Annotated in this window: 15 protein-coding genes, 16 tRNA genes and 2 rRNA genes; 2 read left to right on the top strand and 31 right to left on the bottom strand. The window is 45.9% G+C overall.

Going from position 1 to position 23221, the window contains the following annotated elements:
* Positions 1-35 precede the first annotated feature (35 nt).
* From MKX35_RS07675 to MKX35_RS07660, 4 genes are all read right to left on the bottom strand, one after another.
* On the bottom strand, positions 36-974 hold the full coding sequence (locus tag MKX35_RS07675; RefSeq protein ID WP_042131005.1) for an ABC transporter permease: 939 nt from the start codon (positions 972-974) through the stop codon (positions 36-38).
* Positions 971-2017: an ABC transporter permease gene (locus tag MKX35_RS07670; protein ID WP_042131006.1), complete on the bottom strand. Its 1047-nt coding sequence runs from the start codon at positions 2015-2017 to the stop codon at positions 971-973. The genes MKX35_RS07675 and MKX35_RS07670 overlap by 4 nt, the downstream gene beginning before the upstream one ends.
* Positions 2010-3572, bottom strand: coding sequence for an ABC transporter ATP-binding protein (locus MKX35_RS07665; protein WP_076300395.1), 1563 nt, complete (start codon positions 3570-3572; stop codon positions 2010-2012). Before MKX35_RS07665 ends, MKX35_RS07670 begins: the two co-directional genes overlap by 8 nt.
* Positions 3573-3673: 101 nt before the next feature.
* Complete coding sequence (locus MKX35_RS07660) at positions 3674-4813, bottom strand: BMP family ABC transporter substrate-binding protein (RefSeq protein WP_076300396.1); 1140 nt, start codon at positions 4811-4813, stop codon at positions 3674-3676.
* 326 nt (positions 4814-5139) lie between these two features.
* Between MKX35_RS07660 and MKX35_RS07655 the strand changes: the two genes are divergently transcribed.
* Positions 5140-5889, top strand: coding sequence for an AraC family transcriptional regulator (locus MKX35_RS07655; RefSeq protein WP_076300397.1), 750 nt, complete (start codon positions 5140-5142; stop codon positions 5887-5889).
* Between the two features lie 133 nt (positions 5890-6022).
* Here MKX35_RS07655 and MKX35_RS07650 read toward each other — a convergent pair.
* From MKX35_RS07650 to MKX35_RS07560, 19 genes are all read right to left on the bottom strand, one after another.
* Positions 6023-6101 (bottom strand) — tRNA-Leu (locus MKX35_RS07650).
* A gap of 14 nt (positions 6102-6115) precedes the next feature.
* Positions 6116-6189 (bottom strand) — tRNA-Cys (locus tag MKX35_RS07645).
* Between the two features lie 12 nt (positions 6190-6201).
* Positions 6202-6276, bottom strand: a tRNA-Gly gene (locus MKX35_RS07640).
* A 6-nt stretch (positions 6277-6282) separates the two neighbouring features.
* Positions 6283-6357, bottom strand: a tRNA-Gln gene (locus MKX35_RS07635).
* 21 nt (positions 6358-6378) lie between these two features.
* A tRNA-His gene (locus tag MKX35_RS07630) sits at positions 6379-6451 on the bottom strand.
* A 40-nt stretch (positions 6452-6491) separates the two neighbouring features.
* Positions 6492-6567: transfer RNA gene (locus tag MKX35_RS07625), tRNA-His, on the bottom strand.
* A 36-nt stretch (positions 6568-6603) separates the two neighbouring features.
* Positions 6604-6677 (bottom strand) — tRNA-Trp (locus MKX35_RS07620).
* An 8-nt stretch (positions 6678-6685) separates the two neighbouring features.
* Positions 6686-6771: transfer RNA gene (locus MKX35_RS07615), tRNA-Tyr, on the bottom strand.
* Between the two features lie 5 nt (positions 6772-6776).
* Positions 6777-6852, bottom strand: a tRNA-Thr gene (locus tag MKX35_RS07610).
* A 20-nt stretch (positions 6853-6872) separates the two neighbouring features.
* Positions 6873-6948: transfer RNA gene (locus tag MKX35_RS07605), tRNA-Phe, on the bottom strand.
* Between the two features lie 7 nt (positions 6949-6955).
* Positions 6956-7033 (bottom strand) — tRNA-Asp (locus tag MKX35_RS07600).
* 26 nt (positions 7034-7059) lie between these two features.
* Positions 7060-7136: transfer RNA gene (locus MKX35_RS07595), tRNA-Met, on the bottom strand.
* 17 nt (positions 7137-7153) lie between these two features.
* Positions 7154-7229: transfer RNA gene (locus MKX35_RS07590), tRNA-Val, on the bottom strand.
* 55 nt (positions 7230-7284) lie between these two features.
* A tRNA-Glu gene (locus tag MKX35_RS07585) sits at positions 7285-7359 on the bottom strand.
* 17 nt (positions 7360-7376) lie between these two features.
* Positions 7377-7469: transfer RNA gene (locus MKX35_RS07580), tRNA-Ser, on the bottom strand.
* A gap of 3 nt (positions 7470-7472) precedes the next feature.
* Positions 7473-7548 (bottom strand) — tRNA-Asn (locus tag MKX35_RS07575).
* Positions 7549-7608: 60 nt separating this feature from the next.
* Positions 7609-10537 (bottom strand): 23S ribosomal RNA (locus MKX35_RS07570).
* A 262-nt stretch (positions 10538-10799) separates the two neighbouring features.
* Positions 10800-12357: ribosomal RNA gene (locus MKX35_RS07565) — 16S ribosomal RNA — on the bottom strand.
* Together the 16S and 23S rRNA genes with 16 tRNA genes alongside form the textbook arrangement of a ribosomal RNA operon.
* 428 nt (positions 12358-12785) lie before the next feature.
* Positions 12786-13664, bottom strand: a complete 879-nt coding sequence (locus MKX35_RS07560) for a nucleotidyltransferase-like protein (protein WP_042191792.1) — start codon at positions 13662-13664, stop codon at positions 12786-12788.
* A gap of 127 nt (positions 13665-13791) precedes the next feature.
* On the opposite strand from MKX35_RS07560, the gene MKX35_RS07555 reads away from it, so the two are divergent.
* A complete protein-coding gene (locus MKX35_RS07555; protein WP_042191795.1) occupies positions 13792-14157 on the top strand; it encodes a DUF2614 family zinc ribbon-containing protein in 366 nt (121 codons plus the stop codon).
* Between the two features lie 115 nt (positions 14158-14272).
* On the opposite strand, the gene MKX35_RS07550 is transcribed toward MKX35_RS07555, so the two are convergent.
* The 8 genes from MKX35_RS07550 to MKX35_RS07515 form a co-directional block, all read right to left on the bottom strand.
* A complete protein-coding gene (locus MKX35_RS07550; RefSeq protein WP_076300654.1) occupies positions 14273-15994 on the bottom strand; it encodes a glycosyl hydrolase family 18 protein in 1722 nt (573 codons plus the stop codon).
* A 242-nt stretch (positions 15995-16236) separates the two neighbouring features.
* Complete coding sequence (locus MKX35_RS07545; protein WP_042191799.1) at positions 16237-16668, bottom strand: Fur family transcriptional regulator; 432 nt, start codon at positions 16666-16668, stop codon at positions 16237-16239.
* 126 nt (positions 16669-16794) lie between these two features.
* Positions 16795-18705, bottom strand: coding sequence for a DUF4097 family beta strand repeat-containing protein (locus MKX35_RS07540; RefSeq protein ID WP_256716394.1), 1911 nt, complete (start codon positions 18703-18705; stop codon positions 16795-16797).
* A gap of 46 nt (positions 18706-18751) precedes the next feature.
* Positions 18752-19222: a GNAT family N-acetyltransferase gene (locus MKX35_RS07535; protein WP_076285464.1), complete on the bottom strand. Its 471-nt coding sequence runs from the start codon at positions 19220-19222 to the stop codon at positions 18752-18754.
* Between the two features lie 122 nt (positions 19223-19344).
* Positions 19345-20790: an Asp-tRNA(Asn)/Glu-tRNA(Gln) amidotransferase subunit GatB gene (gene gatB / locus MKX35_RS07530; protein WP_076300655.1), complete on the bottom strand. Its 1446-nt coding sequence runs from the start codon at positions 20788-20790 to the stop codon at positions 19345-19347.
* Between the two features lie 11 nt (positions 20791-20801).
* Positions 20802-22259: an Asp-tRNA(Asn)/Glu-tRNA(Gln) amidotransferase subunit GatA gene (gatA, locus tag MKX35_RS07525; RefSeq protein ID WP_042191806.1), complete on the bottom strand. Its 1458-nt coding sequence runs from the start codon at positions 22257-22259 to the stop codon at positions 20802-20804.
* A gap of 27 nt (positions 22260-22286) precedes the next feature.
* On the bottom strand, positions 22287-22574 hold the full coding sequence (gene gatC / locus MKX35_RS07520; protein ID WP_042131015.1) for an Asp-tRNA(Asn)/Glu-tRNA(Gln) amidotransferase subunit GatC: 288 nt from the start codon (positions 22572-22574) through the stop codon (positions 22287-22289).
* 122 nt (positions 22575-22696) lie between these two features.
* Positions 22697-23080: a hypothetical protein gene (locus tag MKX35_RS07515; RefSeq protein ID WP_042131017.1), complete on the bottom strand. Its 384-nt coding sequence runs from the start codon at positions 23078-23080 to the stop codon at positions 22697-22699.
* Positions 23081-23221 lie beyond the last annotated feature (141 nt).

Raw genomic sequence — 23221 nt, 5'->3', positions numbered from 1 at the left:
CTCCTTAGTTGTATAAATCCTCGTTACTCCTATCGCTATTTCACTAGCGGGCTTTTAAGTTTTTTATTCTTTTTCCGTGTCTCAGATACGGCATAGATCACTAGTCCAATTACCGTTGCTACATAAGGAAGCGTCGCGATCAGTTCTGCAGGAATCTTCAGGACCTGTAGCGCATTCGACAAGGCGTCTGCCGTACCAAATAATAGAGAGGTCAGCGCCGTGCCCACTGTCGTACTTCTCCCCATAGACTCTGCGGCAATCGCAATCCAGCCCCGACCAGCGATCATATCGCGAGTGAACAGTGACAGGTAACCCATCGACATGTAAGCTCCACCCAAACCAGCGAAAAATCCACTAAGCAGCAAAGCCATATACTGTATTTTCACAACACTTACTCCAACAGATTGAGCCGCATGTGGATTTTCACCCACTGAACGAATGCGCAGACCAAGCGGTGTACGGTTTAAGAGATAGTAGACAACAAACACAGCAATAATAGATACATACGTCAAAATGTGATGTCCTGATAGAATAGGCCCCAGCACCGGAATGTCCTTCAGTAAAGGAATCTCTACACTAGGTAGCACTTTACTCGCCAGAGAAGTAGAAGAACCCTTGTCTCCACTCAGCAGATAAAGAATAAACACGGTTCCTCCCGAAGCGAACATATTAATAGCTACGCCGCCGAGAATGATATGTGTTTTAAATTTCAGTGTGAAAAAAGCTAATATTCCAGCGATCAGTGTTCCGGACATCACAGCCCCAAGTAAACCTACCCACGCACTATGCGTGTAGCTGCTTACAATGACACCGGCTAACGCCGCGACAAGCATGATGCCTTCCATACCAATGTTGATGATACCAGCCCTATTAGAGATTAACGCTCCCAATGCGGCGAATAGAATCGGTGTCGTCACTCGAAGAACAGAAAACGCAAAGTCAGTCGTAAAAATTACATCAAACAAGCTGTTCACGCTTCCTTCGCCTCCTTCAAGAGCATCCGATTTTTCCAGAACTTCAGAAATTGCTCAGCCGAAATCAGAAGAATGATAATCGCCTGTATAATAGAAATCATCTCTGAAGGTACATCCGATAGACGTGCCATCATGTCGGCTCCGATCCGGATATATGCAAGGAACAATGCAGCGCCGATTACGGATAGCGGATTATTCTTGGCTAACATCGCTACAAGAGCACCATCTAAGCCATAACCTGGTAACGATGTCCATTGGAATCGATTGTACATCCCTAGGACTTCTACGGAACCACCCATTCCCGCGATAAAACCAGCAATCAAGTGAACCAGTATAATAACCTTCGCGGTCTTCATGCCTGAATAACGTGCAAAGTTCCGGTTGATGCCTGTCATTCGCAGCTCATATCCCCATTTAGTCTTGTATAGGAATAAATGCGCTGCAATAATAAGCACGATAACGATAATAAGTCCGGTATGAATACGGGTGCCAGGTACCATTTTACTCAGCAGTGCCGTTTTCTCGAATTTGTAGGATACATTGGCAAATGCTTTTGCATCACGTAAGTGATAGTTCAGTAGATATAAACCTACTCCAAACAAAATATTATTGAACATCAAGGATGTAACGAGCTCATTAGCATTCCATTTGGCTTTGAGGATCCCGGGTATTGCCGAGAGCAACGCACCAACAATAGAACCCGCAGCAATAGCTACGATCGGATGAAGCCACCCGTCCAGCGTTAAATGAATAGCCAACACGGAAGTTACAACACCGGAGAAATAGAAAATCCCTTCAGCTCCCAAATTGAACATATTTGCCCGGAACAACAAAGAAACTGCTAGCCCAGTGAACATGAGCGGAATGGCCATCTCAATCACATTACCGATATGACCTTTACTGGATAGCGGCTCAAATAGGAATATCCCAATCGTCTTCACCGGCTGATTGCTTACCAATGAGATGATCAGAAAAGCAATAGCGAGTGCAATTACGATTACTGCCGATGTTCGAATGTATTCAAAATATTTTACTTTAAACATGATTTACGGCCCTCCTGATTTGCTCCTCGTCCTGTCGATGAATCCCTAGCATATAAAGCCCTAATTCTTCTTCACTAACCTTGGAAGGCTCCTCGAAAAAGGCAACAATCTTTCCTTCATACATCACTAGTAGACTATCGCTGATCTCCAAGATCTCATTTAAGTCTGCTGACACTAGCAAAATAGCGCAATCGTCTGAGCGCAGCTCCAACAGCTTTTGATGTATGAACTGCGCCGCGCCTATATCCACGCCCCTTGTCGGCTGCTCTGCAATAAGCAGTTGCGGTTCTGTAGAACACTCTCTAGCTACGACAACCTTCTGCATGTTACCACCTGATAACATTCCTATTGGCTGAGAAGGTCCCGAACAGCGGACTTTAAATTCTTCTACAAGTGATACTGCAAGCTTGGCAATTCGTGATCCATTTAAAAAGGGGCCTTTATTCATAGCTTTTGTACGATACTGAGTGGACAGCAGATTATCCGCTATGCTCGCATCACTGGCTATCCCTTGATGCATCCGATCCTCTGGGATATAGGAAACGCCTAGCTTACGAATATCTAAAATATCCGATTCACGAATATCTTTTCCCTTCACTAGCACAGAGCCTTGGCTTGAGACCCCTCTTAGGCTACCCGTAAGAGCCTCAATGAGCTGTGTCTGCCCATTCCCTTCTACACCAGCAATCCCGATAATTTGTCCCCCGCGTACTGCAAAGTTGATATCTGTTAGCAACGCTTTGCCGTGTGCATCATTTACACCTAAGCCCTGCACAGTGAGTACCGGCTCCCCATTAGACAGAATCTCCTTGTCATATTTCAACACGACGTCTCTGCCCACCATAAGGCGTGAGATTTCTTGCTCCGTGACATCCTTCGTTTGGAAGACACCTTCACTACGTCCACTACGCATGATCGTAATTCTGTCACAGATCGCTTTAACTTCTTTCAACTTGTGTGAAATAAAAACAATCGTATGACCCTGCTCTCTTAACTGCTTAAGCTCCCGGAACAATTCCTCTGTTTCCTGTGGGGTCAACACTGCGGTCGGCTCATCCAGAACGAGGATTTTTGCACCACGCAGCAGCGCCTTCAGAATTTCAACCTTTTGCTTCATACCAACCGTGAGATCCTCCACTTTTGCTTTTGGATCCACTGCCAGATTGTATTTTTTCGCAGTCTCTTCGGTCATGCGTACAGCTTCTGCATAATTGATGCCAACGCCCTTACGAGGTTCCATGCCCAGCACCATGTTCTCTGCTACCGTAAAAGAAGGGACCAGCATAAAATGCTGGTGAACCATACCAATCCCTCTATCAATGGCATCCTGAGCAGATTGCAGCTTCACTTTTTCACCCTTGATAAAGATTTCACCTTCACTAGGCTCTTCCATGCCGAACATGATCTTCATTAAAGTTGATTTACCAGCGCCGTTCTCGCCCGCAATCGCATGAATTTCTCCCTCACGTAAAGAAAAATGCACGTCTTTATTTGCAACGACACCATTGGGATACACCTTGGTAATTCCCCGCATTTCCAGCAGAGCTTTGTTCATAGGTCTCAACGCCTTTCGACTTGGAGGTCTGCAAAAATATACAGCTGGAATTCTTCTAAAGAAGAATCTCCAACTGTAGGTTTATCACTTTATAGCTACACTTAAGGCTTAACTGCGTTACGAATGGCTTCTACTTCAGAGGTTTCCATTCCCATCGCGTTATCTACTGTAATTTCTTTATTGATCAGCTTTTGCTTCACTTCTTCAACTTTAGCCTGAAGATCGGCAGGGAAGATATTTTTATAGATCTCATTCTCTGCAATGCCTACACCATCATCTACAAAGCTCAACACATCACGTTTACCCATCTCAAGTGTACCGTCTTGTAATCTCTTCACGGCACCCAGAATAGCACTATCAATCTTTTTAATAGAAGAGGTAACGATCAAGTTTGCTTTTTCGCTATCTGTATCGTTAAGCAACATCGCCTGATCGGAGTCTACGCCGATAGCATATTTCTTCTTCTCCTTAGCTGCATCAAAGATCCCAAGACCTGTACCCCCAGCCACGTTAAAAATAACGTCCACACCGGAGTTATATTGAATCAGCGAAAGCTCCTTGCCTTTGGCCGGGTTAACGAAATCGCCAGCATATGATACAGCGACCTTCACATCAGGATCAACATATTGAGCGCCCTGAATGTAGCCTACCAAGAAAGCGTTAATTCCTGGAATGTCCATGCCGCCTACAAAACCGATCACATTCTCAGGATTAGCATTTTCCATATCCGATTGTGTAGCTAGCGCCGCTACAGCACCTGCTAGAAAAGATACTTCATTTGTTGCATAAGACATGTTGTACATATTCTCTGGTGCTTCATCTATATCGGTATCATAGTTAATGAACTTTTTGTCAGGATATAATTCAGCCGTTGCATTAAACATCTCTGTAATTTCCGATCCGCCAGAAATAATAACATCCCAGTCCTCAGCGGCGATATCGTTAAACGTAGGCTCCCATTTCGTTTTATCGACACCCATTTCTACAACCTTTGTTTCCGCACCCAGTTCATCCTTAACCTTTTGCAAACCACTATTTGCGGAGTCAAAGAATGATTTATCCCCAAGCGTTCCTGGAATCAGTAGTACAACCTTGAGCTTATCCCCTGAGCCCGTTGCTCCACCCTCAGCTGCATTAGATCCTGCATTCGCGGAAGATCCATTACTCGACGTATTATTTCCACAGGCTGTGACCATTACCATTACTACTAGTAACAACAAAGAAAGAACTTTCTTTTTCATTTTTCTATTCCCCCTATTTATAGTTGGTTAGTAATCTGAGAGATTCTCCTTCTTAGTCCGTTGTATATTTCACGATTTAGATGGAAACTCTCATTTTTCATGTAACATTGTCAAAATTTTAATGATTTTAACGAATACACTCAAAAATAGAGATAAAATTATAATTTTTACGAATAATCCGACTAATTTCCGAACGAGATGGCCAGTCAGGTTGCTAATCTTCGGATTTCTTGATACGATCATATCAAATATTAATGAAAATAATTATATGATTTCGGTCATAATTTTGTACGATTCGGCTAAAACATAATTATTGGAGGCTCATCATGGATCGTGTTCTATATATTGTAAATGCAGCACATGAGGTTAATACCTATATTCCACCACACCAGCATGAATGTTATGAACTAGTCTATTATTTAAACGGATTAGGAACTACCAATGTAGGTTCCCGAAGTTATCATTTTCGTTCTTCTTCATTCGCGCTGATACCACCCAATCATAAACATGATGAGAATCATCGCGAGGATGCTACTATACTATTTGTAGGTTTCCATTCAAATCACCCAAATATGGAGAATTTGCAGGGCGTATATGAAGATGATAAAGACCATACTGTTCTACAGATCTTGCTTCGAATGAAAGCAGAGTTTGCGCGCAAACAAGATGGATTCTCTGAACTATTGAACCTTCAAATGAGCGAAATCACTGTTCATCTGATACGGCTTCTTAGCGCCTCTGGGTTTCAATCACCAACGGAAGACAGAGTCCAATATGTTCTAAACTATATGAATGAGCATTACCGCCATAAGCTATCGGTCGCAACACTTTCTGAGATGTCTGGATACAGCTATGATCGTTTCCGCCATTTATTTAAAGAACGATTCGGTTCTTCACCTCTGCGCTATCTACTATTGAAACGTCTGGATTATGCAAAGTCTCTCTTGCAACATACCCAAATGCATATCTCTGAAGTATCAGCTGCTGCTGGGTTTGTGAATGACGCCCAATTCTGCAATATGTTTAAACGTGAAATTGGTCTCACCCCACGAGCATTCCGACTAAGCAGTCAATAAAACAAAACTCCACACAAAAAGGCCGTTGATTAGAGACGCCTCTAATTCAACGGCTTAAGAATAAAAGCTCAAAGACAAAGAAAAAAGGTTTGTAAAGTTGCTTATACAAGCGACTTTACAAACCTTTTTGATATACCGGCGAGAGGACTCGAACCTCCACGGTTTCCCTCTCGATTTTGAGTCGAGCGCGTCTGCCATTCCGCCACGCCGGCACATATGAAATTAATGGAGGCGCCACCCAGATTTGAACTGGGGATAAAGCTTTTGCAGAGCTTTGCCTTACCACTTGGCTATGGCGCCATATGAAAACTTTGGAGCGGACGACGGGAATCGAACCCGCGACCCTCGCCTTGGCAAGGCGATGCTCTACCGCTGAGCCACGTCCGCATAAAATGGCTGGGGATATAGGATTTGAACCTATGCATGACGGAGTCAAAGTCCGTTGCCTTACCGCTTGGCTAATCCCCAATAACATTTTAAAATAAAAGGGGCGACTGATGGGTCTCGAACCCACGAATGCCGGAACCACAATCCGGTGCGTTAACCACTTCGCCACAATCGCCATATTAAACTAATATTGTTGCTGTTCTTCTTAAAGTAAATGGGGCGACCGATGGGACTTGAACCCACGAATGCCGGATCCACAAACCGGTGCGTTAACCCCTTCGCCACGACCGCCATATTAAACTTTAGAGAAAGACTTTAGATAAAGATTGGCAGGGGCAGCAGGAATTGAACCCACACCAACGGTTTTGGAGACCGTTGTTCTACCTTTAAACTATGCCCCTAAAAAAAATGGTGGGGGATGATGGATTCGAACCACCGAACACGTACGTGAGCAGATTTACAGTCTGATGCGTTTGGCCACTTCGCTAATCCCCCAAAGATGGTGCCGGCGAGAGGACTTGAACCCCCAACCTACTGATTACAAGTCAGTTGCTCTACCAATTGAGCTACACCGGCATATTAAGTTGTATACTATATGGTGGCTCGAGACGGATTCGAACCGCCGACACGAGGATTTTCAGTCCTCTGCTCTACCGACTGAGCTATCGAGCCAAGAAAATGGCGGAACCGACGAGATTCGAACTCGCGATCTCCTGCGTGACAGGCAGGCATGTTAGGCCAACTACACCACGGTTCCAAAAGATATAATTACTTGATGAAAATTGGTTGCGGGGGCAGGATTTGAACCTGCGGCCTTCGGGTTATGAGCCCGACGAGCTACCGGGCTGCTCCACCCCGCGTCGTTCTTAAATGAATATGGTGGAGGCTGAGGGGATCGAACCCCCGACCCTCTGCTTGTAAGGCAGATGCTCTCCCAGCTGAGCTAAGCCTCCGTAAACAACAATTGTTATTGTACCAAAGTCCACTATGTAAAATCAAGTGAAAATTTGGTGACCCGTATGGGATTCGAACCCATGTTACCTCCGTGAAAGGGAGGTGTCTTAACCCCTTGACCAACGGGCCATACTAAGTAAAATTTGTGGCGGAGAGAGAGGGATTCGAACCCTCGAGACGCTTGTGGCGCCTACACGATTTCCAATCGTGCTCCTTCGGCCAAACTCGGACACCTCTCCATATGGCTCCCCGAACAGGACTCGAACCTGTGACAACTCGATTAACAGTCGAGTGCTCTACCAACTGAGCTATCAGGGAATATTCATACCAGGCTTAATGCCTGAAAACTGAATCCGAATTGAATTTGCGTTCTAAGTATAGGATAAGCCCTCGACCGATTAGTATTGGTCAGCTCCATGCATTACTGCACTTCCACCTCCAACCTATCTACCTCGTCGTCTTCAAGGGGTCTTACTAATTGGGAAATCTCATCTTGAGGGGGGCTTCACGCTTAGATGCTTTCAGCGCTTATCCCGTCCGTACGTAGCTACCCAGCCATGCTCCTGGCGGAACAACTGGTGCACCAGCGGTACGTCCATCCCGGTCCTCTCGTACTAAGGACAGCTCCTCTCAAATTTCCTGCGCCCACGACAGATAGGGACCGAACTGTCTCACGACGTTCTGAACCCAGCTCGCGTACCGCTTTAATGGGCGAACAGCCCAACCCTTGGGACCTACTTCAGCCCCAGGATGCGATGAGCCGACATCGAGGTGCCAAACCTCCCCGTCGATGTGGACTCTTGGGGGAGATAAGCCTGTTATCCCCAGGGTAGCTTTTATCCGTTGAGCGATGGCCCTTCCATGCGGTACCACCGGATCACTAAGTCCGACTTTCGTCCCTGCTCGACTTGTAGGTCTCGCAGTCAAGCTCCCTTATGCCTTTGCACTCTTCGAATGATTTCCAACCATTCTGAGGGAACCTTGGAACGCCTCCGTTACTCTTTAGGAGGCGACCGCCCCAGTCAAACTGCCCGCCTGACACGGTCCCCGTACCCGGTAAGGGTACTAGGTTAGAACCTAGATACGATCAGGGTGGTATCCCAACGGCGCCTCCACCGAAGCTTGCGCTCCGATTTCTACGGCTCCCACCTATCCTGTACAGATCGTACCCAAATTCAATATCAAGCTGCAGTAAAGCTCCATGGGGTCTTTCCGTCTTGTCGCGGGTAACCTGCATCTTCACAGGTATTAAAATTTCACCGGATCTCTCGTTGAGACAGCGCCCAAGTCGTTACGCCATTCGTGCGGGTCAGAATTTACCTGACAAGGAATTTCGCTACCTTAGGACCGTTATAGTTACGGCCGCCGTTTACTGGGGCTTCGGTTCATAGCTTCGGGTTACCCCTAACCACTCCCCTTAACCTTCCAGCACCGGGCAGGCGTCAGCCCGTATACTTCGCCTTGCGGCTTCGCACAGACCTGTGTTTTTGCTAAACAGTCGCTTGGGCCTTTTCACTGCGGCCCCCTCGTGCTATTCACACTACCGGGGCACCCCTTCTCCCGAAGTTACGGGGTCATTTTGCCGAGTTCCTTAACGAGAGTTCTTCCGCGCGCCTTAGAATTCTCTTCTCGCCTACCTGTGTCGGTTTGCGGTACGGGCACCTTCTCCTGGCTAGAGGCTTTTCTTGGCAGTGTGAGATCATGACCTTCGCTACTGTAATTTTCGCTCCCCATCACAGCCCAGCCTTAACGATGTGCGGATTTGCCTACACATCAGCCTCACTGCTTAGACGGACATATCCATCAGTCCGCGTCACTACCCTCCTGCGTCACCCCATCGCTCATAGCGGATTACGGTGGTACAGTAATTTCAAACTGTTGTCCTTCGACTACGCCTTTCGGCCTCGCCTTAGGTCCCGACTTACCCTGAGCGGACGAGCCTTCCTCAGGAAACCTTGGGCTTTCGGCGGATCAGATTCTCACTGATCTTTTCGTTACTCATACCGGCATTCTCACTTGTATGCTGTCCAGCGCTCCTTACGGTACACCTTCAACCCACATACAACGCTCCCCTACCCCAGATACATACGTATCTAGCCATAGCTTCGGTGGTGTGTTTAGCCCCGTTACATTTTCGGCGCAGAGTCACTCGACCAGTGAGCTATTACGCACTCTTTCAATGGTGGCTGCTTCTAAGCCAACATCCTGGTTGTCTGTGCAACTCCACATCCTTTCCCACTTAACACACACTTGGGGACCTTAGCTGATGGTCTGGGCTGTTTCCCTTTTGACAATGGATCTTAGCACTCACTGTCTGACTCCCGGCAATAAGTATATGGCATTCGGAGTTTGACTGAGCTTGGTAATCCTTGCGGACCCCGCACCCAATCAGTGCTCTACCTCCACTACTCTTATACCGAGGCTAGCCCTAAAGCTATTTCGGGGAGAACCAGCTATCTCCGAGTTCGATTGGAATTTCTCCGCTACCCCCACCTCATCCCCGCATTTTTCAACATGCGTGGGTTCGGGCCTCCAGTGCGTGTTACCGCACCTTCACCCTGGACAGGGGTAGATCACACGGTTTCGGGTCTACGTCCACATACTAAATCGCCCTATTCAGACTCGCTTTCGCTGCGGCTCCGTCTTCTCGACTTAACCTTGCATGTTAAACGTAACTCGCCGGTTCATTCTACAAAAGGCACGCCATCACCCATTAATAGGGCTCTGACTTTTTGTAAGCACACGGTTTCAGGTTCTATTTCACTCCCCTTCCGGGGTGCTTTTCACCTTTCCCTCACGGTACTGTTTCACTATCGGTCGCCAGGTAGTATTTAGCCTTAGCAGATGGTCCTGCTGGATTCATACGGGGTTTCACGTGCCCCGCACTACTCGGGATCCGTCTCGGAGAGAACACAGTTTAGGTTACAGGGCTTTTACCTCTATCGCGGGCCTTTCCAGACCTCTTCACCTACCATATTCCTTTGTAACTCCATGTGAGACGTCCCACAACCCCTAAGAGCAAGCTCTTAGGTTTAGGCTGTTCCGCGTTCGCTCGCCGCTACTGACGGAATCACTATTGTTTTCTCTTCCTCAGGGTACTTAGATGTTTCAGTTCCCCTGGTCTGCCTCTACATCTCCTATGTGTTCAGAGATGAGTAACTGCGAATTACCACAGCTGGGTTTCCCCATTCGGACACCCCCGGATCAAAGCTTGCTTACAGCTCCCCGAGGCAGTTTCGTTGTTCGCCACGTCCTTCGTCGGCTCCTGGCGCCTAGGCATCCTCCGTGTGCTCTTATTAGCTTAACCTTCGCTCCGATGTTTCGCTTGTTTGCACAATTGAAAATCTTCGCTTCCAGCTAATAACTAACGTACTTGTTTACACAAGTTTTAGCTAAAAGATGTTCTAAAACGCAAATTCGTTTCGGTATCCAGTTTTCAAGGATCAAGTCTTACTGAGAGCTTAAACTCTCAAAACTGAGCAACGAGTGAGTAACAGGCCTAAACCTGAGATTTTGGAAGTTTAACTTCCGATTTGAATGTCTTCATTGCAGAAGACGATTCTCCATAGAAAGGAGGTGATCCAGCCGCACCTTCCGATACGGCTACCTTGTTACGACTTCACCCCAATCATCTACCCCACCTTCGGCGGCTGGCTCCCTTGCGGGTTACCCCACCGACTTCGGGTGTTGTAAACTCTCGTGGTGTGACGGGCGGTGTGTACAAGACCCGGGAACGTATTCACCGCGGCATGCTGATCCGCGATTACTAGCAATTCCGACTTCATGCAGGCGAGTTGCAGCCTGCAATCCGAACTGAGACCGGCTTTGATGGGATTGGCTTCACCTCGCGGTTTCGCTTCCCGTTGTACCGGCCATTGTAGTACGTGTGTAGCCCAGGTCATAAGGGGCATGATGATTTGACGTCATCCCCACCTTCCTCCGGTTTGTCACCGGCAGTCACTCTAGAGTGCCCAGCCTTACCTGCTGGCAACTAAAGTTAAGGGTTGCGCTCGTTGCGGGACTTAACCCAACATCTCACGACACGAGCTGACGACAACCATGCACCACCTGTCTCCTCTGTCCCGAAGGCCGCCACTATCTCTAGTGGATTCAGAGGGATGTCAAGACCTGGTAAGGTTCTTCGCGTTGCTTCGAATTAAACCACATACTCCACTGCTTGTGCGGGTCCCCGTCAATTCCTTTGAGTTTCAGTCTTGCGACCGTACTCCCCAGGCGGAGTGCTTACTGTGTTAACTTCGGCACCAAGGGTATCGAAACCCCTAACACCTAGCACTCATCGTTTACGGCGTGGACTACCAGGGTATCTAATCCTGTTTGCTCCCCACGCTTTCGCGCCTCAGCGTCAGTTACAGCCCAGAAAGTCGCCTTCGCCACTGGTGTTCCTCCACATATCTACGCATTTCACCGCTACACGTGGAATTCCACTTTCCTCTTCTGTACTCAAGTCACCCAGTTTCCAGTGCGACCTCAGGTTGAGCCCAAGGTTTAAACACCAGACTTAAATGACCGCCTGCGCGCGCTTTACGCCCAATAATTCCGGACAACGCTTGCCCCCTACGTATTACCGCGGCTGCTGGCACGTAGTTAGCCGGGGCTTTCTTCTCAGGTACCGTCACTCCGATAGCAGTTACTCTACCGGACGTTCTTCCCTGGCAACAGAGCTTTACGATCCGAAAACCTTCATCACTCACGCGGCGTTGCTCCGTCAGACTTTCGTCCATTGCGGAAGATTCCCTACTGCTGCCTCCCGTAGGAGTCTGGGCCGTGTCTCAGTCCCAGTGTGGCCGTTCACCCTCTCAGGTCGGCTACGCATCGTCGCCTTGGTGGGCCGTTACCCCACCAACTAGCTAATGCGCCGCAGGCCCATCCCTCAGTGACAGATTGCTCCGTCTTTCATTCTTTCTTCAGGAGAAAAAAGAAATTATCCGGTATTAGCTACCGTTTCCGGTAGTTATCCCAGTCTAAGGGGCAGGTTGCCTACGTGTTACTCACCCGTCCGCCGCTAAGTTACTTTGAAAGCAAGCTTTCAAAGTAACTCCGCTCGACTTGCATGTATTAGGCACGCCGCCAGCGTTCGTCCTGAGCCAGGATCAAACTCTCCAATTAGTATTGAAAAGAGCGATATGCTCATTTTGAAACATCTGACGAGAAAATTAATTCTCTAATTTTGGATTTCACTTTCGTGATTTCCTACTCACTCGTTGTTCAGTTTTCAAAGATCAAGCTGTTTATTTCGTCGTTGTGTTGTTCAGCAGCGACCTTTATAATATATCACAGCGTCCTCGTTTTAGTCAACCTTTTTTTTAATTTCTTTTTTCGGTTGTCTTTCGAATGTTTTCGAAAGCACATCTCTGTGTCAGAGGGACGAGTTATAATTTAACACATGAACTAGGAAAGAGTCAACCATAAATTTATTAGAATAAATATGAGCGCATCATAATAGCGAGCAAACAAAAAAGAGAGTGCTCAGCCTCTCCCTATCCCTACTTATTTTATCTATAGATTACCGGCAAATCCTGCATCTAATTTCTTCTCTATAAGGTATATCGGATCGCATGACCCTCTCCCCCATGACCGTCAGCCCATAAAGTAATCTCACGGATTAGCGAACGAGAAACAAGCTTTCGTAAAACTAGGGGCAACTCAGCCTCTAATTGACACAGGCCAGAATGCTGTAGTAATTCTTTTATACTCCACGCTTCCTTACGGCTATTCAGAATATTGAAAAGCAATGCACAACAATCCGTCATTTTGGACATGATCCCAAATTCACATGCTAGAAGAACAAGCTCTACTCTTTGCTCTAAGGTCTCCGTGCTGATGGTTAGTTCCTCATATAGTTTATGGACAGAAGTGTTCATACTTTTAACCTGCTCCCAAACAGCCGGCTCTGGAAATGAACCAGATTCACTCACTTCTATTCTTGCCCAATGATATAGAGCCATCAATACACAGTTATATGCATCCATAATGTAGCCAGCTTCTATATACCGTTTAGATTTCACATACAAATGCAAGAATCGTGCAAACTCCATGAACTCAACTCGTTCCTTAAGAGGCCCTTCAAATTGTAAAATCTCCCGGCGCATATCCCCTAGTATTCCTTTGGGATCCCAGATCACTTCCCCAATCATCAAACTAGTAAGGAGCTCGTTATTATCTCCCGCCATGACAGCCCGCTCCAAAGCGGAAAGGCCAATATGGACTGACTGGGTCCGTGTGTCACCGGCAATGGTGTGGCGAACAATATGTTCTAAATCCTGTTCCTCATGTAAAACTAACACAACCATATCAAAATCGTGAAGTAGCGCGCTTTGAAAAGGAGTACTCCCTTTCTGCCGCAAAGCGACAGCTCCTAAAACATTTTCTTCAAACGTTTCTCCACTCAACAAAGTTACATTGGATAATTCCATGCTTCCCTCCATTAAATTTGGCGAATTTGCGTCCAGTCAGTTATAATTCAGTTATAATTATTATTCTACATATGAAAGACAGTTCCTTCTGGACAACCCAACTATATTTAGTTAGGAGCAAACACTCATGAAGTTTAAAACGGCTAAGATCAACGCTTTTCGCACATGGGGATTACTGCTCACAATGCTCGGAATGGGACTTATGGTTTTGGGTACAGCAGGCATCGTATTCTGGGGATCGACTGGGAAAGTATTCGCTGGAATCGGACTTGTAATCGGTTTAATTTCCATGATGGCAAGTCTTGCGATCTATTTCTGGGCTGGCATGCTCTCAACGAGTGCAGTTCAGCTAGAGTGCCCTGAGTGTCACAAGCTGACCAAGATGCTCGGTAAAACAGACCGCTGTATGTTCTGCCACACCATTCTTACTATGGATCCGGCCGAGGCCACTATTACTGCAGATCAGCTTGAGCATCAGCAACTTAACCACTAAACACACCTTACAGAGGCTCATTACTAACTAGTTAAAATGCACTCAAATATTTGCTAATACAACAAAGAGGCCCCCGATATGGGAGCCTCTTTGTTTGTTATAAATGAAATTATGATTACTTATGAATCTCTTGTAATGCTTCCCATGCTGATGGATTGCTAAAACTGCGATTCCATGATCCGATGCCTCCAAGCCCCATGGACTTAGCAAGCTCAACTCTTGATTTTAAGCTCACCTTATCTTCTATCCATATTTTCTTAAGAGCGCCATCTTCCTTGTACTCTACGTAATTCTGCCCAGCAGCCTTATCAAATGTAGGAGTTAGCTTCTTCTCTTTGATAATTTTTTCAACGGCATTCATACTTACGGATTTGGAGCTTACCTTTGTCTTGCCATCTACTTGAGCCTCAGTCCAGATGCGGGTGTACAATGGGATCCCCAAAATCACCTTCTCAGGCGGCACATTGTCTTCCTCTATGATCCGGCTTATTGAATTCTCTACCCAAGGTAAGGAGGCAACAGAGCCCGCGATAGGGCTAGCTGCCCAATGTTCATCATAAGCCATCACGATTAGATAATCGACTAATGTCCCAAGAGCCTTACGATCAAGAAATGCTGACCACATCTCGCTATTGGATTTAGGTGTCACGTCTATGGAGACGATTAGATTCTTAGCCTGAGCCATCGGTTTTAGCTCTCTCATAAATTGAGTGACATTCTCTCCGTCTTTCGTATACACATTCTCAAAATCGATATTAATTCCATCCAAATTGTATAAATCCGAATATTCTAAGATCTGTACGATTGCATTCATCCGTTTCTCATAGCTGGACAATGCCTCAGTAGTCATGTCTGGATCGAAGCTATTGCTAAGCAACCCCCATACCTCTAACCCGTGCCCATGCGCCCACTGCACATACGCACTGTCGGCCTGACTGCGCACATTGCCATCACCATCTATAATACTAAACCATGTTGGGCTAGCCACGTTAACGCCTGGTAGCTCACCGAAGGTTTCTGGGTTAGGTTTGCGTTGGTAAACAGCCTCCCAATACAAATTCACTGACTTCCCTTTCCAGTTACGTTCAGCGCGTGTTGGCGTGGATTTTTTCGGTTCCACTGTCTTTTGACCGTCCCGAACAATGTCACTTGCCTTGGCATAACCTGCATACCCGCTGCTTAATTGCACAAACAGCCAGTCCTTATTTTCTTCATTCCAAATATTCACTACTGCCCCAGGAGACATATCCGCAACTATAGGTGCGTGAATGGATGCCTCATTTCGTAGAGCTACTGACTTGTCGCCTTTTTCACCTTTAACTTTTCCTAGAGAGACAGATTCTCCTGCCGTCATTAGTAGTATTGCTCCGGTATTCGTATCCTCCTGTATTTCAAACCCATATAGATCTTCTAATACATCCGCAGGAAGGTAGGTCACTTTCTCCTTTACTTCAGGCGCTAACCGCAGCTGCAGCGGACGATTGTTCAGACTAGCATCGGTTTTATCCTCCTGCATGTAAAGGAGCTCACTATCCGTTGATAGGATGACCGACTTCGTCTTCTCTTCATAACGAATGGAAGGATCCACATACTCTTGCAACAATGGTAATGGTAATAGCATGCTATCTCCAGTCCCCGAGGCAGAATAACCTGTATGCTCTCCTTTTACAAAGATGGGGTGCGCTTGAGCTTTCCAATCTACATCTATGTGCTGACGATTTGGCAATACATAAAACACTACCCAATATGCTGCTGCTACAATGATTAAAAGTCCAAATAACCGCCTAAAAAAACCTCCGCGCTTTTTGACGCGCCTCTGTCCCAGTCTTCTGTCCAAAATATATCCTCCAGATAATAATATGATTTTTAATAGAGTCTAACATTACGATTATAACATCCACTTGGTTTCATATAACCAGTAGAAAATAGTCATTTATCCTACAAATTGTTATATTCAAGAAGAAATGACGTTGTCGTTCTTATATTTGTAAAAAAATAAAAACGTGAGTCCTCCGCTTTCGGATTTCGCACGTTTAGTGATAACTTGGTAGATCGCCTTGATACCGTTCTATTCTAGTCTTAATGCTGCTTCTCTCTACAACTTTTACAAAATCCATGCAGCTCCATACGCAATCCTGTAATCTTAAAGCCTGTAGCTTGCTCAGCATGCAGCTCTACATCCCTAAGCGAAGGATAACTGAAATCCTCAATCTTACCGCATTTCTGACATATAACATGATAATGATCAGACACATTGGCATCAAAACGGCTGGAGCTATCCCCATAGGTCAACTCACGAACCATGCCAGCTTCCATAAACATCTTGAGATTATTATATACGGTTGCCACGCTCATGCTCGGAAATTTAGGCTCTAATGCCCGATATATATCGTCAGCTGTAGGATGATTCATTGCTTCCATCAAATACGTAAGAATCGCATGACGCTGGGGCGTTATACGGACACCTGTTGTTTTTAATTGTTCCAATGCATGTTGTACGCCACTCCCCATGACTGTCACCGCCTTTTAAATTTAAAAATAAAAGAAATATTTCTTATAATTGTAAGACTGGGTTTTCAATCTTGTCAACGAAGTCGATACATTATATTCATTATTATATAAGAAAAATTACTTTTTTCAATAACCTCTCACATTTAAGTTGCTGTTTCCCTCAACCTGAATCTTGAACTCACCTGTGCCCACTTCACCAGATATCTTCTTCTTATCAATGGTTAAGGTAGGTAAATCTGAAATAATATCGCCATATCCACTTGAGCCATTCAACTTATAGTTCCCTAACTGCGGCAAATACAATTGAATATCGCCAACTGCACTATAAATGTCCCAGTCTCCTCCGACTTCATGTGAACGAACATCAATGATGCCATTCAAGGATTCTGCATGCAGCTTCGATCTGGCTCCATCAATCTCTAAATTACCATTTTTGCTAGAAATATCGATCTCGGCTTCATTCCCGGTTGCACCGATATTGCCAACTGCCGTTGATAATTTCAAGGCTCCTGTGACATTCCAAGCATTCATATTGCCACCGCTCGTTGATAAATCAACGCTGCCCTGGACGGATCTCGCACGCACAGCTCCATTCAGTGTTTTCCCTTTCACATTACCAAAGATACGATGAAGAATAAGTTCTCCATTTCCCGTTTCCAGCGAAATATCTTCGATCGCTTCTATGTTCTGCAGGGTGATCCCACCATTCATAGTGCGAACATCGAGATTAAACCGGCGGTCTTCCGGCAAAGAAATGTCCAAATCCATTCGCGGCTGACGCTTACCTGATTCTCCGTACGCCTTGCTGTTTGAAGTGATTTTTATAGTTGATCCTTCAACAACATCCACAAAGGACTGTTCCGAAATGGCCTCAGCCATCGGACCTTCCAATTGATCTACCCAAACTGTAGTAGTAATTTGAATATTATCTACGGGAGCCCGGTGCAATAAAATATCTCCATTAATACCATCAACGGATATTTTGGCTGTATTTAGCTTCACTGGAACAATAAGCGGAGCCTTCTGAAATTTACTTCCCTTCGCCTCGCCATAGTCGACTGCAGCTGCTGTAAGGTTGAGACTCACATTTTTCCACAGATATAAGTAATGTTCTTGTTCGGCAACGATAAACACACTCGCAGCAAGCAATATAGCAGATAAAAGGCCGCGTAAATCCAATCTGATTCTTGTTCCCTTTTGTACAGAGCCTGAACGACCAGAGAAGAAATACATGAACAGGAACTCAATCCCCCATAACACTGGGATGACCGGCCACCACTTCAAGAGTAAAAGCATATAATCCGACCCGTCTCTCCAATCCAGAAACAACGGGATGGCCATAGCAATAAGCAAGACCGATGCCGTATATCTTCCTACACGCCGGTTATGAGACTCATTTTTCTTGCGCGAAACGATTCCTCTGACAATTTCTCTCGCTCCTACATATATACCACCACATAATAAAACTGCAGACACGGCCACTTCGGAGTAATGCTCAATAAAAAATTGCAGCCATGCTGGCTTTTGGCGAAACAGAATGAGAAGCGCTCCCCCTAAAAGAAGTAGAAATCCAAAAGATACGCCAGGTTCACTGACGATACTACGACGCTTAGGAGGTGTAGTTATTTTTGCCACAGGATCATCAAGCTCTTGATCTTCAGGGTAACGGAGAATCTTGTCCGCTGATTGCAGTACATCATACACATTATAGAAATATATCGCCGGAATAATTAGTGCAAGTAAAATAAGCAACGGAACATTAATCTGCATTCCAATGGATGAGAAATAAATTAAAGCTGAGATATCCAATAGTATCAAGAAGATAAAGGTAATTCCTTTGCGGAGAAGCCCAAAGTATAAGTGCCCAGTTCCTGGGATGAGAGCTGCCAATAGTCCAGCGATAAATTTGCGTTTGCGGCGGCGCCGTTTTGGACGTGGAGGGATTATCTTCTTCTGAATCTCACTCTCCGTAGTCTCAAGATCGGCTGAACCCCGCTGCTCTTCCTGCGCTGAGAGCATTGCAGAATCATTTGTCATATCTCGGCTCCTCCTTTCGTAAACATGGGTCTGTGTATATGCTTCTTCAAAGTGAACCACTCCGATAAAAATCAATCAATTCGACACCGGGAGCAACTTCCTGCGATCCCATAGGTACAAAACCATGCTTGCTGTACAAAGAAACGGCAGGCAGGTTTAGCTTCCCCGTAGATACGATGTATTGCTCCATCCCTGGAAAATGTTCAAATACATATTCCAAGAGATTGCTTGCAATACCTCTGCGGAAAAAGTCCGGTCCCACCATCATCCGCGTAATCGTGAGTTTGCCCGGTGATTCTTCTTCTATAGCAATGGCACCCATCAGTTCTTCATCTTCATCAAAGCAGCCGTAAAAATCCTCTTTAGAGTGGCTGAGCATCTCTCTCGTCTCCATAAGCGGCGGGATCTCACGAAACCCTATTAACTCCGCTTCTAGCCGGTAGGCCTTATGCTGGAGGCTCCATAGTTCATTAACGGTACTATCATCCTGGAGGTTTAGCTTAATAATTGTATTCATCCCTGTTAGTCCCCTTATATGCCGCTAAGGGCCTGCCGTTGCCGACAAGCCCTTAGCTTATTACATAAGTATATTACCCCAAGTATAAACAACGTTATCGACTACTAAAGACGATAATCGTTTTAATTGCTCAATACCTCGATCAGAAGTTTATTCGCAAGACCTGGATTTGCCTTACCTTTACTTTCTTTCATAACTTGTCCTACGAGGAAACCGATGGCTTTCTGTTTACCTGCTTTGTAATCTTCCACTGATTGTGGATTGGCAGCTACGACAGCTTCCACAATTCCTTTAATGGCACCTTCATCGCTGATTTGTACCAGACCTTTTTCCTCAACGATTGCAGCAGGCAATTTACCGCTCTCTAGCATTTCTTTAAATACCGTTTTAGCGATCTTGCTGCTGATAGTTCCACCTGCAATGAGGCCGATCATTTCCCCGAGCCCTTGCGGCGTAATTTTGACCTGAGACAATTCCAGGTTATTACTATTCAAATAAGCAAGCAGATCACCCATGATCCAGTTAGCTACAGCCTTGGCATCCTGCGTATAAGTAAGGCATCCTTCGAAAAAGTCCGCTAGCGGTTTAGAGGAAGTAATCACGCCAGCATCATAAGCTGTAAGACCCAGTTCTTCACTGTAGCGAGCTTGTCTTGCATCCGGTAGTTCCGGGATCGTCGAACGAATGGATTCTTTCCAGGCATCGTCAATATGCAGCACGATCAGATCTGGATCTGGGAAATAACGATAATCGTGCGCTTCTTCTTTTCCACGCATAGATAAAGTTTTACCTTGGGCTTCATCCCAGCGGCGAGTCTCTTGTACAACTACTCCACCATCATCCAGGATCTCAGCCTGACGATATTGTTCATACTCCAGTCCACGCAGCACACCGCGGAAGGAGTTCATGTTCTTAAGCTCTGCTCTAATACCGAATTCCTCTTGTCCTTCTGGACGTAGACTGATGTTCGCGTCACAGCGCATCGATCCCTCTTCCATCTTGACATCGGATACGTCGCAGTATTGCATAATGGCACGGATTTTCTCCAGATAAGCACGAGCTTCCTCTGGCGAGCGCAAGTCTGGTTCAGATACGATTTCGATAAGCGGTGTTCCCACCCGGTTGAAATCGACGAGCGATGCAAAACCGCCATCTACGTGCGTAAGCTTACCCGCATCCTCTTCCAAATGAAGACGAGTAATACCAATCCGTTTCGTTTCTCCATTCACTTCAATGTCGATCCAGCCGTTCAAACCGATAGGTTGATCGAACTGCGAAATCTGATAAGCTTTCGGTGAATCCGGGTAAAAATAGTTCTTGCGGTCGAATTTACTAACATCACCAATGGTACAATTTAGCGCCATCGCTGCTTTCATAGCGTAATCTACCGCTTGTTTGTTAAGAACTGGCAATACGCCGGGGTGACCCAGGCAGACAGGACAGGTATGCGTGTTAGGCGGAGCTCCAAATTCAGTGGAGCATCCGCAAAAGATTTTGGAGTTGGTATGAAGTTCTACGTGAACCTCTAAGCCGATGACCGTTTCGTATTTAGACATAAGTAATCCCATTCCCTCCTTTACTACAGCTGTGGACGCTGCTTGTGATGATCAGTATTTTGTTCAAAAGCGTGAGCAACACGCAGAATCGTACTCTCGTCAAATTCTTTACCGATAATTTGCAAACCTACTGGCATGCCTTCCGCAAAGCCACAAGGAACGCTAACGGCAGGAATACCTGCCAAGCTCACAGGAATCGTGAGAATATCGTTCAGATACATGGTCAGCGGATCTTCCGTCTGTGAACCTAATTTGAATGCTGTCGTAGGCGCTGTTGGCCCGATGACCACATCATATTTTTTAAAGATGTCATCAAAGTCCTGTTTAATCAAAGTACGCACTTTTTGTGCTTTTAAATAATAAGCATCGTAATACCCGGAGCTAAGCGCATAAGTCCCTAGCATAATACGACGTTTGACCTCAGGGCCAAAGCCGCGACTGCGGGAATTAAGATATAGATCAAGCAACCCTCCGCCTTCATCTACACGTGCACCATAACGCACACCGTCAAAACGCGCAAGGTTAGATGAAGCTTCCGAAGAGGACAGCAAATAATAAGCTGCTACTGCGTATTCCGTATGTGGTAACGAAACTTCCTCCCAGACAGCACCCATTCCTTCCAGCACCTTAAGTGCGGACAAGACTGTCTCACGCACAGAAGCATCGACACCTGCTCCTAAGTATTCCTTAGGTACAGCAATGCGAAGTCCGGAAACATCACCAGTCAGAGAACTCAAATAATCAGGAATTTCAACTTTAGCTGAAGTAGAGTCCTGGGCATCATAACCAGCAATCGCTTGAAGCACATATGCAGAATCCTCTACATTACGTGTTAATGGTCCAATCTGATCGAGTGAGGAAGCAAAGGCTACCAGTCCATAACGTGATACAAGACCATAAGTAGGTTTGAGACCTACAACACCACAATAGGAAGCAGGCTGGCGGATGGAACCCCCAGTATCCGAACCTAGTGAGAAGAATACTTCGCCAGCAGCTACTGCTGCAGCAGATCCGCCACTGGAACCGCCGGGCACACGCTCTAAATCCCAAGGATTGCGTACAGGACCAAAGCTTGAATTCTCATTAGATCCACCCATTGCGAATTCATCCATATTCAATTTACCGATCGTTACGGCATCTGCCTGTTGCAGTTTAGAAGCCACAGTAGCGTTATAAATCGGCTGGAAATCTTTCAAAAATTGGCTGGCACAGGTCGTGCGTAGTCCCTTAGTTACAATATTATCCTTAATTCCGGCAGGAAGACCAAACAGCAATCCACGTGCTGCTCCAGATGCCAGTTTGTCGTCCAAAGCGCGTGCGGTGCTACGAGCGCCCTCCTCGTTCAAGGTCAAAAATGCATTTACTTTCTTATCCCGCTCAGCGATAATCGCCAGCGATTCTTCAGTCAGTTCACTGACCGATACTTCTTTAGCAGTTAACATGCGATGTACTTCAGGCAATCGATTTTGAAACAGGCTCAAGATTCTTCCCCCTTTCTAATTATGTAGTTATTCCAAAACAGCTGGGACCTTGAAATGTCCGTCTTCATCATCCGGCGCGTTAAGAAGTGCTTCCTCTTGCGTTAGGCTTTCCTTCACAACATCATCACGCATCACATTACTGACCTGCAGTACATGCGTGGTCGGCTTCACATTCTCCGTATCTAGCTCATTCAACTTCTCAGCATATTGTAAAATAGCATTCATTTGTTCTGTAAAGGTTGCCTCTTCTTCCGGGCTCAATTGCAGACGAGCCAGCTTGGCCACATGCTGCACATCTTTAACGGTAATGCTCATAAGATAAATCCCTCCTGTTTAAAGGGCTAAAGCGCCCGGATAACGTTTTTAATTATATTGTAGAAGCTTGGACAATTCAATGATGGGGTTATAACAAAAAAGCCGGCTTTCGCCGGCCTTCCTTAAATCCAAGCTCTAAGATTCACTTGTTTGATGAAATCTGCTTGGGACATGCTTTCGGTTGACGTTGTTTCCGTCTCTTCTGTATCCATATCTTCACCGTTCATCAAATGATGGAACAGCTTCTCATTGTACGTGGACAAAGCATAATCAATTAACGCTTCATGCGTTGCTCTTTCAGCCTCAGCTACTAATAAATGTTCTTCCGCCTCAATGTCTTCAGCCGGAACATAAAAGTTCCTGTTGGCTTCCGGTACACGTATAACATAGTCAAACGCATTATCGGGATTGCGGTCGTAAGCAATTAGGTAGCCGTATTCCCCGATAGGAAGACTCTGCTCAAAAGCGTCCGCAACAATGACAATCTTTTCTCCTAAACGCAGCATCGCCCTACCTCCTGACCCCAAAATCTATCATGATTTTGCTTGTTTCAACAGTCTACTAAAAAAAGATAGAACTGTCTAGCGGCAGGCCGGACGATCCTGAAAATTCTACCAAGCAATAACGCCTTCGGCGTCCCCTAAGGA

It is taken from the genome of Paenibacillus sp. FSL R5-0923 (assembly GCF_038009145.1).
Lineage (GTDB): Bacteria > Bacillota > Bacilli > Paenibacillales > Paenibacillaceae > Paenibacillus_AQ.
This window is presented reverse-complemented; position numbering and strand designations above follow the sequence as displayed.